This window comes from Quadrisphaera granulorum, from assembly GCF_003149145.1.
Taxonomy (GTDB): Bacteria; Actinomycetota; Actinomycetes; order Actinomycetales; family Quadrisphaeraceae; genus Quadrisphaera; species Quadrisphaera granulorum.
The window spans coordinates 23,060-35,022 of record NZ_QGDQ01000020.1 but is presented as its reverse complement, the minus strand read 5'-3'; the positions used below and the strand labels follow the sequence as shown (position 1 = coordinate 35,022).

The window sequence follows — 11,963 nt, the reverse complement described above, 5'->3', positions numbered from 1 at the left end:
GGACGTTGGGAGCAGGGCCTCGGACGTGTCGCAGATCGCACCTGGGGACGGCTCGCCGGGCCCTGTTGCGGCGGGCGGCCCGGTCGCGCGCCGGTAGTCTGCCGGGGGTGAGCATCCAGGCCCTGGAGACCTTTTATCTGTGCCTGCTCGTGCTGAGCAGCGTCGTCATCATGTGGTTCTCGTTCTACGTCGTCCTGAGGCTGTTCAAGGGCCAGCGCTGACCCATGCCCCTGGAGATCGACGCATCGCTGCCGGCCTCCCTCGTCCCGCTCAGCTGGCTCGTGGGCCGCTGGGCCGGCGCGGGGGTCATCGCCTCCCCGGAGGCCGGTGAGTCCCAGGTCGGGCAGGAGGTCGACGTCATCGCTGACGAGCGCGGCTTCCTGAGCTGGAGTTCCCGCGTGTGGCGGCTCGATGCGGAGGGGCGGCGCACCGAGCCGCTCGACACCGAGACCGGCTACTGGCGGACCTCTGCCGAGCAGTCCTCCCCGGGCAAGCCGGGGGTCGACGTGGAGCTGCTGCTGGCCCACCCCACGGGCATCGTCGAGGTGTTCGTCGGGCGCGTGCTCGGCACCCGCGTCGAGATGGTCACCGACGCGGTGGTCCGCACGGCGGGGGCGAGCGACTACACCGCCGCCAAGCGCACGTTCGGGCAGGTCGAGGGAGACCTCCTCTGGGTGCTCGACGTGGCCAGCTCCACCGAGCCGCTGCACCCGCGCCTGTCAGCCCGGTTGCGCCGCGTCGGCTGACGCGGCGCCACCGGGTCTGCAGTCGCCCAGGAGTCCTCAGGAGGCCTCAGGAGGCCAGGCGGGGGAGTTCCAGCAGCACGCCTTGACCGGGGTCCTCGGCGAAGGGGCCGGCGTGGTCAGGCGCCGTGGCGCCGGGCACCAGACGCACCGGGCAGGTGAGAAGGCGCGACCACCCCCGGCCGGTCCACACGTGGGTCGCCTCAGCGGTCCACGTGCCGCACGAGACCACGACGCGCTCGGGGTCGGGAAGGGAAGGATCGAGAAAGAGGTCACCCGGTTCACTTCCGGGGCCACGCTGCCACGGTGTCACCCGGGAATGGTGCGTCACCCGTGGGCGACACGCACGTGCCAGGCGACGCCACGCCCGCACCGGCGGAGGCGTTCGGCGTGCCTGCGACGGCACGCCGGAGGCTCGCCCTTCCAAGGAGCCCACCCCGGCGGCTCCGCGCGGCTACCCTCGGGTCATGACGCTGGACTACCGGCCCGGTGGGCGGCGACGGCTCGACCACGTGCTCGACCCCGCCTTCTCCGACGACCTCTCGTCTCTGGACGACCAGGTTCTCCGGGCCCGGCGCGACGATGCGCAGCAGGAAGAGGCCGACCTCTCCTACGTCCGCCGCCTGCTCCAGGGCCGCCTCGACCTCCTGGACGCCGAGCGGGCGCACCGCAGCGGGGAGCTGCCGGCTCCCGGCCGCGGGGCCGCTCGCAGCGATGCGGAGCTGGCGCAGGCCCTCTCCCGCATCCTCGCCGACGAGACGCGAACCACCCGGGGCATCGGCAGGTTCCTCTCGGTGGAGCCGAGCCGCATCGGCGAGCACCGCCGTGAGGCCGAGCTCGCCGTGGCCGACGTGCGCACCTCCGCACCGGGGGAGCTGTCGGACGCCGAGCTCACCGAGATCATCGACCACCTGCGGGGTATCGAGCAGCGCCTCTCCACCACGCGGCGCCGCGTGCAGCAGGTGGAGAGCCAGCTCACCGAGGAGCTCGGCCGTCGCCTCCGCGTCGGCTGACGCACCGTCACATCAGGACGTCGCCTCCGCCAGCGGTGGCTCGCTGGTCGTCCCGGGCGCCGGGACGGCCGTGCCGACGGCGTACCCCTGCACCGCCCGGAAGCCCAGGCTTCTGGCCAGCTCCACCTGCTCGGCCGTGTCCACGCCCTCCGCGAGGGGCAGGATGCTGAGGTCGTTGGCGATCTCCACGACGCGCGCCAGGAGGCGGCAGCACGCCGGTTCCACGATCCGGCGGACCAGCGACCTGTCCACCTTGAGCGAGTCGACGGGGAAGCTCACGAGGTAGTCCAGCGAGGCGTAGCCGGTGCCGAAGTCGTCGACGGCCACCCGCACCCCGTGCTCGCGCAGCACGTGCAGCCGCTCGGCGATGCGCTGCCGGTCGGTGAGCCAGGAGCCTTCGGTGATCTCCAGGACGAGCGCGGTGCCCGGCAGCTGCTCGTGCTCGAGCGCCCGGAGCACCACCGCGGGCAGGTCCGGGCGCAGCAGGGTGCTCGCGGAGGCGTTGACCGAGACGGTCAGGTCCGCTGCACCGCCCGCGCGCCAGGCCGCGCAGTCGCGCAGAGCGGCGCGCAGCACCGCCTCGTCGACGTCCCGCACCACCCCGAGGCGTTCGGCGAGGGGCACCAGCGACTCGGCGCCCAGCACCCCCCGCTCCGGGTGGTGCCAGCGGGCCAGCGCCTCGTGCCCGGAGACGCGGTCATCGGGGAACGAGGCGCCGAGCCTGACGATCGGCTGGTAGTGCGCGACGATCTCGCCGCTGGCGACCGCCGTGGGCAGTCGGGAGGCGAGCACCCGCTCGTCGTGGCGGGTGGCCAGCAGCTGGGGCGTGGCGCGCATCAGCGGCGCCCGGCGGCGGACGGCCTCGACGAGGGCCAGCTCGGCGTCTCCGAGCTGGGCGTTTGCCCCGCGGGCCACGGCCTCGGCGTCGTCCGGGTCGTCACTGGGACGCCCGGGCAGGCGTACCTCCGCGACGCGGCCACGCAGGCGCACGTGGCCGCCCGGGACCTCGACGGCGGGCTCGAGGGCCTCCAGCAGGCGGCGGGCCGTGGCGGAGGGCTCGGCCCCGCCCTCGCTCGTCGGGGAGCCCCCGGTGCCGTCGTCCGGGGCGAGCACCGCGAACCCGTCGCCGCTGGTGCGGTACGTGCGTGACCCGGGTGGACCGGCGCGCTCCAGCCGCTCCGCCACGACAGCCAGGGCGCTGTCACCGGCGGCGTGGCCGCGGGTGGCGTTGACGTCGGCGAAGGCCTCCAGGTCGACGACGCACAGCAGCGCTGCGGGGCTGGACGGGTCAGCCAGGCGCGCGGCGAGGGCTTCGAGCAGCGTACGTCGGGTGCCCAGGCCAGTGAGCGGGTCGACCCCGCCGCTGCGGCGAGCGCGCCGCGTCGTCAGCCATTGCCGCAGGACGAGCAGGGCGACGGTGAGCGCCGAGGCCGCGACGAGCAGCGGTGTCGGCTCGGCGGCGTCCGTCCACCGGCTGAGGCCGGGCAGCAGCACGAGGGTCACCCCTGCGCCCAGCACGGCCAGGGTGGCGGGGAACCGACGGCCGGACGGGGCGACGGGGCGGCCCAGCGCCCTCATCGACGGGTGCCAGGCCGCGGCCGCGAACGCCGACCACGCGGGCACGAGCGCAGCGTCGGCGATGGTGCCGGGGACGTACCCGCGCGTGAGGGCCTCGGCGATGGTCGCCACGTGCCACACGAGCAGCGACCCGGCCACGATCACGAGCAGCTGCACCGAAGCCGAGCGCAGCCGCCCGGTGGCCACCGCCCAGGCACCGGCAGCCGCCACCACCACGGTCCCGGATGCCTGGGCGGCGAGCCACACCTCCGCGGTGCTCATGGGCCCCCACGACTGCGGGGACGCGCCCGGGGAGATGTGGAGCACGGCCAGCAGCGTCAGCGATGAGGACGCGGCGGCCACCGCCAGCAGGGACACGTCGACGGCGTCGATGGCGGCGTCCCGCTCTGACAGACGGCCCGCGATCACGACGACGCGACCGAGGCCCACGAAGACCCCCGTGCACGCCAGCCCCACGTAGACGCTGGTGGCGTCGAGCACGACTCCCCACCACGCCGCGCCGTAGAGCACCGACACCGCCAGCAGCACCCACCAGACCAGGGGGCGGGCCGGCCGGTTCCACAGCACCCCCGCGAGCACGCCGAGCACCCCGACGACCTGCACCGCTCCGAGCACCCGCACCGCGGTCGCCGGTGGCTGCAGCGCGACCACGATCGTGAGGAGGACGACGACGGCGACGGCCGCCGCGAGCGCGACGGCCATACCGACGGCAGCGGCGACGTCACGGACCGTCGCCAGTCTCCGTCCTGCGCGCGCCACCCTCTGACTCTCCCGCACCAGCGGCCCGCTGGCAGCGCCGCGACCCGGATCCGCGATGCTGCCGCGGTGACGCAGCCGCTCGACCTCTCCCTCGCCGGGCTCGCCGCACCGCTGGCCGCCGTCGTCCGAGGGCCCCTCGTGGAGTCCGTGCACCTGGGGCACCTCGTGATCACCGGTCCCGACGGCGAGGCCGTCTCGGGCCTGGGCGACCCTCACGTGCGCGTCTGGCCGCGCTCCAGCCTCAAGCCGCTGCAGGCCGTCGCGGCGCTGCAGGCCGGTCTCGATCTCTCCGACGACGACGACCGCTCCCGCCGTCTGCTGGCGCTGGCCTGCGCGAGCCACAGTGGCGAGCAGCGGCACCTCGACGGCGTGCTGGAGTTGCTCGCCGCGGCCGGCCTAGGCCCGTCGTCACTGCGGAACACCCCTGACCTCCCCTATGGGGCGCAGGCCGCCGCGGCCTGGCGCGCGGCCGGGAACGGCCCGCAGCCGCTGGCGCAGAACTGCTCCGGCAAGCACGCGGCGATGCTCGCGGCGTGCGTGGCGGCCGGCTGGGACACCGGCACCTACCTCGACGTCGGTCACCCGCTCCAGCGTCAGGTCCGGGCGACCGTCGCGGACCTGGGGTCGAGCGCCCACAACCTGACCACCGTCGACGGTTGCGGGGCGCCGCTGCACTCGCTGCCGCTGTCGGGGCTGGCGCGTGCCTTCGGGCGGATCGCCGCAGCCCCGGAGCAGGCCCCCGGCAGCCCGGAAGCCGCCGTCGCCCGGGCCATGAGCACCCACCCCGAGATGGTCGGTGGCACCGGCCGGGACGTCACCGCGCTCATGGCCGGCGTCCCCGGTCTGGTCGCCAAGGACGGCGCGGAGGGCGTCTACGCGGCCGGTCTGCCGGACGGGCGGGGCGTGGCGCTCAAGGTGCTCGACGGTGGTGACCGGCCGCGTCCCGTGGTGCTGGCGGCGGTGCTGCGCGCCCTCGGCGTCGAGGCTGCCGTTCTCGACGAGGTCGGCCGGGTCCCGGTGCTCGGCCACGGCCGTCCCGTGGGCGCGGTGAGGGCGGTGCTCCCGCAGGTGCTTCCCGCGGCCCCGTCGCCGCCAGCGCGTGCCCTGCCGGACGGGCTGCTGTGACGCCGGGGAGCGCGCGATGAGGGCTGTGGTGCAGCGCGCCTCCTCCGGCCGCGTGGTGGTGGACGGCGAGGTGGTGGCGTCCCTGGACGGCCCGGGCCTGGTGGTCCTCGTCGGTGTCTCCGTCGACGACGGCCCCGACGACGCCGCCCAGGTGGCGCGGAAGGTGGCCGACCTGCGCGTGCTGCGCGGGGAGCTGTCCGCCGTCGACGTCGGCGCCCCGGTCATCGTGGTCAGCCAGTTCACGCTGCTGGCCGACACGCGCAAGGGTCGGCGGCCGACGTGGGCCGGCGCAGCCCGCGGTGACGTCGCGGAGCCGCTGGTGGCCGCCGTCGTCGAGGGCCTTCGGGAGCGGGGCCTGCGGGTGGGTACCGGGGTGTTCGGCGCGGACATGGCGGTGGAGCTCGTCAACGACGGTCCGCTGACGATCCTGCTCGACACGCGCTCGCCGGGTTAGTCCGTCCGGGGCGACCGGTCGGTCCCTCCGCCTACCATCGCGGGGTGAACCTCATCGGGATCGGCCAGGGCTTCGTGCTGACGGTGCTGGGCGTCGCGGCGCTGGGCCTGGAGGTCTGGGCGCTCATCGAAGCCGCGCGGTTCCGCAAGGACGCGTACACCGCGGCCGGCAAGCAGACCAAGGTGCTGTGGGTGGCGCTCACCGCGGCCGCCGCGGCACTCGGGTTCGTGCTCGTGTTCAACCCGCTGAACTTCCTGTCCGTCATCGCCGTGGCGATCGCGGCGATCTTCCTCACGAGCGTGCGCCCGGCACTGCGGTCGGTGCAGGGGCCGGGCGGCCGCACCTCCGGAGGCCCGTATGGCGGCTGGTGACCCGCTGCTGAGCTAGAGCCCCACCGCCGAGGCGGCCACGGTCACCTCGCCGAGCCGCCACCGCGCGGGTCTGCCGAGCACGGGCCACCCGTCCTCCCGGACGCGGGCGCACGCCGCGGCGAACCGCTGCCGCGCCCCGAACACGGCCAGCGGCGCCTCGCGGGCCCACGCGTCGTCCAGCGCTGCCAGCCATGCGTGCACGGGCTCGCCTGGCACGTTCCTCTCGATGAGCACCTTGGGCAGCCGCTCCGCGACGACACCGGGCCGCTCCAGCCCCGCCTGGCGCAGTGAGATCACCAGCGAGCGCGGCGCGCCGTCGTCGTCGACGACGATCCAGGCGGCTCGGCGACCGATCTCGTCGCACGTCGCGTCCAGGAGCACCCCGCCGGGAGCCAGCCGCTGCGCCACGAGCCGCCAGGCGGGTTCCACCTCCTCGACGGGGTACTGGCGAAGCACGTTGGCCGCACGCACCACCACCGGCCGCCGGCCGCCCAGGACGTCGGGCGCCCCCAGCTCGAACCCGCCGAGCGCGAAGCGCACCCCGCTGGCCTCAACCCCTGCCCGGGTCAGGCCCTCGGTGGCCAGCCGCACCCGCTCGGGGTCAATCTCCAGGCCCACCACCTCGACGTCGGGCCGCACCACCCGCAGGCGGGCGGCGAGCTCCGCCGTCGTCGTGTGGGAGGCGCCGTAGCCCAGGTCGACGACGAGCGGGTCGTCCGTGGCGCGCAGCAGCGCCGCCGCGGGGCCGGTGAGCCAGCGGTCGAGGCGCCGCAGGCGGTTGGTGCCCGTCGTGCCGCGGGTGGGCCGGCCCACGGGTCGTCCAGCTGGGCGCTGGGGCGGGCGGGAGGCGGGCACGCACCCGCATGGTGCCAGCCGGCTGGGAGGAGGGGCCGAGCGTGGGTACCGTCGCGCCCGTGCCGTTCCGCCGCTCCCGCCATCGCCACCACGCCGGCGATCCGCCGCGCCGCGTGGCGATGGTGAGCATGCACACCTCGCCGCTCGACCAGCCCGGCACGGGCGATGCGGGCGGCCTCAACGTCTATGTCGTCGAGCTGGCCCGGGAGCTTGCCCGGCGCGGCACCGAGGTGGAGGTGTTCACTCGCGCGCGGTCCTCGGCGGCCCCGCCCGAGGTGGAGCTGGCGCCCGGGGTGCTCGTGCGCCACGTGGCGGCCGGGCCCTACGAGGGGCTCGCCAAGGAGGACCTGCCCGCGCAGATGTGCACCTTCGCTGCCGGGGTGCTGCGCGCCGAGGCGCGCCGCGACGCCGGCTGGTACGACCTCGTGCACTCCCACTACTGGCTGTCGGGGCAGGTGGCCGACCTCGCCGCCGACCGCTGGGGCGTTCCCCTGGTGCACTCCTCCCACACCCTCGCCAAGGTCAAGAACGCCCACCTGGCCGCTGGAGACGCGCCGGAGCCGGCGGCGCGCATCCTGGGGGAGGAGCAGGTGGTGGCGGCCGCTGACCGGCTGCTCGCCAACACCGCCGACGAGGCCCGCGACCTCGTCGACAGGTACGGCGCCGCTCCCGAGCGCGTCGACGTGGTGCCCCCCGGGGTCGACCTGCGCCGCTTCTCCCCGGGTGCCGGCGCCGACCGAGGCCGTGCCGCCGCCCGCCGGGCGCTGGATCTGCCGCCGGACGCTCTCGTGCTCGTCTTCGCGGGGCGGGTGCAGCCACTCAAGGCCCCGGACGTGCTCCTGCGCGCTGCGGCAGAGCTCCTGCGGCGCGAGGGCGCGGCCCTGCGCCGCCGGCTCGTGGTGGCCGTGGTGGGCGGGCGCTCGGGTGTCGGCGGGCACGCGCAGGACCTCGAGGGCCTGGCGGCGCACCTCGGGTTGGCGGGGGTGCCCGGGGTGAACGACGTCGTGAGGTTCGAGCCTCCGGCCTCGCGTGACGTGCTGCCCCAGTGGTTCCGCGCCGCGGACCTCGTGGCCGTCCCCAGCTACAACGAGTCGTTCGGTCTCGTGGCGCTGGAGGCGCAGGCCTGCGGCACCCCCGTGGTCGCCGCCCGGGTGGGCGGGCTGGCCACGGCCGTGTCGGACGGGATCTCCGGCGTCCTCGTCGACGGACACGACCCGCGTGCCTGGGCCGCGGCCCTGCAACGACTCGCCGCCGACCCCGCCGAGCGGGAGCGCCTGGCTTCCGGCGCCCGCCGTCACGCCGAGGGCTTCGGATGGGGCGCCAGCGCCGACGGGGTGCTGCGCAGCTACGCCGCTGCGCTCGACGGGCGCCGCCGCGTCAGCGCCTGAGCCCCACACTTCCCGCACTTGCCGCGGAAAGTGCGGGAAGGGGGAGAGTGGGGCGCAGGGCGCCCGGCTAGGGTCGCGCCCATGAGCACCCTGCTGCTGCTGCGCCACGGCGAGAGCGAGTGGAACGCCCTGAACCTCTTCACCGGGTGGGTCGACGTTCCGCTCTCGGAGAAGGGCCGCGCCGAAGCCGCGCGCGGCGGTGAGCTGCTGGCCGAGTCGGGCCTGCTGCCCGACGTCGTCCACACGTCCCTGCTGCGGCGCGCCATCACCACCGCGCACCTGGCCCTCGACGCCGCCGACCGCCACTGGATCCCCGTGCGCCGCAGCTGGCGCCTCAACGAGCGCCACTACGGGGCCCTGCAGGGCAAGGACAAGAAGCAGACCCTCGCCGAGTTCGGTGAGGAGCAGTTCATGACCTGGCGCCGCTCCTACGACGTGCCGCCGCCGCCCATCGAGCGCGGCAGCGAGTTCAGCCAGGACGCCGACCCCCGCTACGCCGACCTCGGTGAGGACGCCCCGCTCACGGAGTGCCTGGCCGACGTCGTCGACCGGATGCTGCCGTACTGGCACGAGTCCGTGGTGCCCGACCTGCGGGCCGGCAAGACGGTGCTGCTGGCCGCGCACGGCAACTCGCTGCGCGCGCTGGTCAAGCACCTCGACGGCATCTCCGACGCCGACATCGCCGGCCTCAACATCCCCACCGGTATCCCGCTGCTCTACGACCTCGACGAGGACCTGCGCCCCACCACCCCCGGTGGCCGCTACCTCGACCCGGAGGCCGCCGCGACGGCCGCTGCCGCCGTCGCCAACCAGGGCCGCTGACCACAGCACCACTGATCGATGAACCACTGATCGCTGAACCACCGCCCGACGCACGAGACCCCCTGCCGCACCGGCCGGGGGTCTCGTCGCGTGATGGGTGGGACGTCAGCCGGTGATTAGACCGTGGGGGCGGGCTCGCCGATGCCGTCGAGGTCTCCGGTGACCAGGTAGCTGATGCGCTTGGCGAGGGAGACGGCGTGGTCTCCGTAGCGCTCGTAGAAGCGGCTCGCCAGGGTGATGTCCGCGGTGGTCTCGGGGGAGGCGCTCCACCCCTCGCCGGAGACCGCGGCGAAGACCTGGCGGTGCAGGTCGTCGAGGGCGTCGTCGTCCTTGGCCAGCTCGGCCGCGAGTGCGAGGTCGCGGGTGGCGATGACCCGGCCGGCCTTGGAGGCGATGCGCTGCGCCGTGGCGCCCATCTCCGCGAAGACGAGCTCCAGCTCGCCCGGCACGGCCTTGTGGGGGTAGCGCAGGCGGGCCAGCAGGGCGACGTGACGGGCGAGGTCGCCCATGCGCTCGAGGCTGGAGCTCATGCGCAGCGACGCCACGACGACGCGCAGGTCGGTCGCCACGGGGGCCTGGCGAGCGAGGATGGCGACGGCGCGCTCGTCCAGCTCGCGCTGCGCCTCGTCGATCTGGACGTCGGCGGCGATGACGCTCTCGGCCAGGCGCAGGTCGGCGGCGAGCAGTGCGCGCGTGGCGCTGCCCATGGCCGCGCCGACCAGGCCGCACATCTCCTGCAGGCGCTCGGCGAGCTGGTCCAGCTCGGAGTGGAAGAGGTCGCGCACGGGGTTCTCTCCTGACGGTGGGGACGCCCCGGTGCGGGTGCTCGGGGCGTGACCCGACGAGCCTGGCGCGGCACGGTGAACGGCGCCAGGTGGTCCGGTGAACAGCGGACCAACCAGCCACCCTGTCGGCCCTCGAAGGGCTGGGACGGCCAGGACCGCGCTCGGCCCGGGCCTACGCTGGGTGATGTGCAGGCCTCCGTCGTGGCGGCCGCCCTGCTAGGGCTGGTCGTGGGCTGCCTGGTCGCCCTCGCCGTCCGCCGCGACGACGTCAGGGTGGTCCAGGCGCCACCGCCCGGCACTGGCGACCTCCCGGCCGGCGTCCCCGAGCTGCTGGCCGTGCTCGGCGGGCCCGCCGTCGTCCTCGACGTCTCCGATGTCGTGGTGCGTGCCTCGCCCGCGGCGCACGCGGTGGGCCTGGTGCGCCGCGACTCGATCACCGACCCCGACGTGCTCGCGGCCGTGCGCGCCGTGCGCGCCGACGGCGAGGTGCGCGAGGTCGACGTCGACCTGCGTGCCGCGGATGTCGGCGGAGCACGCCGCGCCCTGTCCGTGCGGGTCGCGCCGCTCGGCCTGCTCCACGTCGTCGTGCTGGGCAGCGACCGCACCGAGGCGCGTCGCCTGGAGGCGGTCCGCCGCGACTTCGTCGTCAACGTCGGGCACGAGCTGAAGACGCCGGTGGGCGCCATGTCGGTGCTCGCCGAGGCGATGGCCGACGCTGCGGACGACCCGGAGGCCGTCCGCCGGTTCTCGGCTCGGATGGCCGTGGAGGCGCGCCGCCTGGCGGTGCTCGTCCACGACGTCGTCGAGCTGTCCCGGCTGCAGGACGGCGAGCCGCTGGCCGCCGCCGTGCGCGTCGACGTCGACACCGTCGTCGCCGAGGCCGTCGACAGGTGCAGCACGACGGCGGGCTCTCGGGGTATCGGGCTGGAGATCGGCCCCGACACGGGCGCCCAGGTCATCGGTGACGCCGAGCTGCTCACCACGGCGATCCGCAACCTGGTGGACAACGCCATCCGCTACTCCGACACGGGCACCCGCGTGGCCGTGGGGGTCCGAGTGGACGAGGCCGCCGACGTCGTGGAGGTCTCGGTGACCGACCAGGGCATCGGCATCGGGCCGGCCGACCGGGAGCGCATCTTCGAGCGGTTCTACCGGGTCGACCCGGCCCGATCGCGGATGACCGGCGGCACCGGGCTGGGGCTGAGCATCGTCAAGCACGTCGTCGCCGGGCACGGCGGCGAGGTGCAGTTGTGGAGCCAGGAAGGTCAGGGCTCCACGTTCACGCTGAGGGTGCCGCAGGCACCCCCGCGGCAGCCCGTTCGCGCGGGCGCCGACGCAGCCGACAGTGAGCAGGAGGAGTACTCAGGATGACGAGGGTGCTGCTGGTCGAGGACGAGGAATCGTTCAGCGACCCGCTGTCGTACCTGCTCCAGCGGGAGGGGTACGAGGTCGAGGTGGCTGCCGACGGTCCGTCGGCGCTGGCCGCCTTCGACAGGAGCGGCGCCGACCTGGTGCTGCTGGACCTCATGCTGCCGGGCGTTCCCGGTACCGAGGTGTGCCGGCAGCTGCGCGTCCGCAGCGCCGTCCCGGTGATCATGCTGACGGCCAAGGACTCCGAGGTCGACGTCGTCGTGGGCCTGGAACTCGGCGCCGACGACTACGTCACCAAGCCGTACTCGGCGCGCGAGCTCCTGGCGCGCGTGCGGGCGGTACTGCGCCGCCGCAGCGAACCGGAAGACCTACTGCCCTCGGCGGTGGAGGTCGGGCCGGTGCGGATGGACGTCGACAGGCACGTGGTCACCGTGCGCGGCGAGGCCGTCCGGCTGCCGCTCAAGGAGTTCGAGCTGCTCGAACTCCTGCTGCGCAACGCCGGCCGGGTGCTCACCCGCGGTCAGCTCATCGACAGGGTCTGGGGTTCGGACTACGTCGGCGACACCAAGACCCTCGACGTCCACGTCAAGCGGCTGCGCGCCAAGGTCGAGGAAGACCCTTCCGACCCGCGCTTCCTCGTGACGGTGCGCGGCCTGGGCTACAAGGTCGAGGCCCCGGGAGCCTGACGGCTCCCGGGGC

At 75.0% G+C, this 11,963-nt stretch carries 13 protein-coding genes; 9 read left to right on the top strand and 4 right to left on the bottom strand.

Annotated features, from left to right (window positions below):
• The first annotated feature begins 224 nt into the window (after positions 1–224).
• Positions 225–746, top strand: a complete 522-nt coding sequence (locus BXY45_RS15180) for a heme-binding beta-barrel domain-containing protein (protein WP_109775362.1) — start codon at positions 225–227, stop codon at positions 744–746.
• Between the two features lie 46 nt (positions 747–792).
• Here BXY45_RS15180 and BXY45_RS15175 read toward each other — a convergent pair whose 3' ends face one another.
• On the bottom strand, positions 793–1,056 hold the full coding sequence (locus tag BXY45_RS15175) for a hypothetical protein (RefSeq protein ID WP_146211227.1): 264 nt from the start codon (positions 1,054–1,056) through the stop codon (positions 793–795).
• Positions 1,057–1,210: 154 nt separating this feature from the next.
• On the opposite strand from BXY45_RS15175, the gene BXY45_RS23870 reads away from it, so the two are divergent.
• Complete coding sequence (locus BXY45_RS23870; RefSeq protein ID WP_177524097.1) at positions 1,211–1,756, top strand: RsiG family protein; 546 nt, start codon at positions 1,211–1,213, stop codon at positions 1,754–1,756.
• Positions 1,757–1,768: 12 nt separating this feature from the next.
• Here BXY45_RS23870 and BXY45_RS15165 read toward each other — a convergent pair whose 3' ends face one another.
• Positions 1,769–4,093 carry a putative bifunctional diguanylate cyclase/phosphodiesterase gene (locus BXY45_RS15165; RefSeq protein WP_146211226.1) on the bottom strand — a complete coding sequence of 775 codons (2,325 nt, stop codon included), beginning with the start codon at positions 4,091–4,093 and terminating at the stop codon, positions 1,769–1,771.
• A 66-nt stretch (positions 4,094–4,159) separates the two neighbouring features.
• Here BXY45_RS15165 and BXY45_RS15160 point away from each other — a divergent pair, with 66 nt between their 5' ends.
• From BXY45_RS15160 to BXY45_RS15150, 3 genes are read left to right on the top strand one after another with little or no spacing between them, the layout of a single operon-like run.
• Positions 4,160–5,218: an asparaginase gene (locus tag BXY45_RS15160; protein WP_109775359.1), complete on the top strand. Its 1,059-nt coding sequence runs from the start codon at positions 4,160–4,162 to the stop codon at positions 5,216–5,218.
• 16 nt (positions 5,219–5,234) lie between these two features.
• On the top strand, positions 5,235–5,672 hold the full coding sequence (dtd, locus tag BXY45_RS15155) for a D-aminoacyl-tRNA deacylase (RefSeq protein ID WP_109775358.1): 438 nt from the start codon (positions 5,235–5,237) through the stop codon (positions 5,670–5,672).
• Positions 5,673–5,716: 44 nt separating this feature from the next.
• Positions 5,717–6,043 (top strand): DUF2516 family protein, encoded by a 327-nt coding sequence (locus tag BXY45_RS15150; protein WP_109775357.1) that lies wholly within the window; start codon positions 5,717–5,719, stop codon positions 6,041–6,043.
• Between the two features lie 12 nt (positions 6,044–6,055).
• Here the strand turns inward: BXY45_RS15150 and BXY45_RS15145 are convergent, their stop codons facing one another.
• Complete coding sequence (locus BXY45_RS15145) at positions 6,056–6,898, bottom strand: class I SAM-dependent methyltransferase (protein ID WP_109775356.1); 843 nt, start codon at positions 6,896–6,898, stop codon at positions 6,056–6,058.
• A 119-nt stretch (positions 6,899–7,017) separates the two neighbouring features.
• Here BXY45_RS15145 and mshA point away from each other — a divergent pair, with 119 nt between their 5' ends.
• Both mshA and BXY45_RS15135 read left to right on the top strand, forming a co-directional pair.
• A complete protein-coding gene (mshA, locus tag BXY45_RS15140; protein ID WP_342799566.1) occupies positions 7,018–8,286 on the top strand; it encodes a D-inositol-3-phosphate glycosyltransferase in 1,269 nt (422 codons plus the stop codon).
• Positions 8,287–8,367: 81 nt separating this feature from the next.
• The gene (locus BXY45_RS15135; RefSeq protein WP_109775354.1) at positions 8,368–9,108 is read left to right on the top strand and encodes a phosphoglyceromutase; all 741 of its coding nucleotides are present in this window, start codon (positions 8,368–8,370) and stop codon (positions 9,106–9,108) included.
• Between the two features lie 116 nt (positions 9,109–9,224).
• Here BXY45_RS15135 and phoU read toward each other — a convergent pair whose 3' ends face one another.
• Entirely contained in the window at positions 9,225–9,893 is a 669-nt protein-coding gene (gene phoU / locus BXY45_RS15130; protein ID WP_109775353.1) for a phosphate signaling complex protein PhoU, read from the bottom strand.
• A 186-nt stretch (positions 9,894–10,079) separates the two neighbouring features.
• On the opposite strand from phoU, the gene BXY45_RS15125 reads away from it, so the two are divergent.
• On the top strand, positions 10,080–11,264 hold the full coding sequence (locus BXY45_RS15125) for a sensor histidine kinase (protein WP_211319605.1): 1,185 nt from the start codon (positions 10,080–10,082) through the stop codon (positions 11,262–11,264).
• The gene (locus BXY45_RS15120; protein WP_109775352.1) at positions 11,261–11,950 is read left to right on the top strand and encodes a response regulator transcription factor; all 690 of its coding nucleotides are present in this window, start codon (positions 11,261–11,263) and stop codon (positions 11,948–11,950) included. The genes BXY45_RS15125 and BXY45_RS15120 overlap by 4 nt, the downstream gene beginning before the upstream one ends.
• Positions 11,951–11,963: the final 13 nt, after the last annotated feature.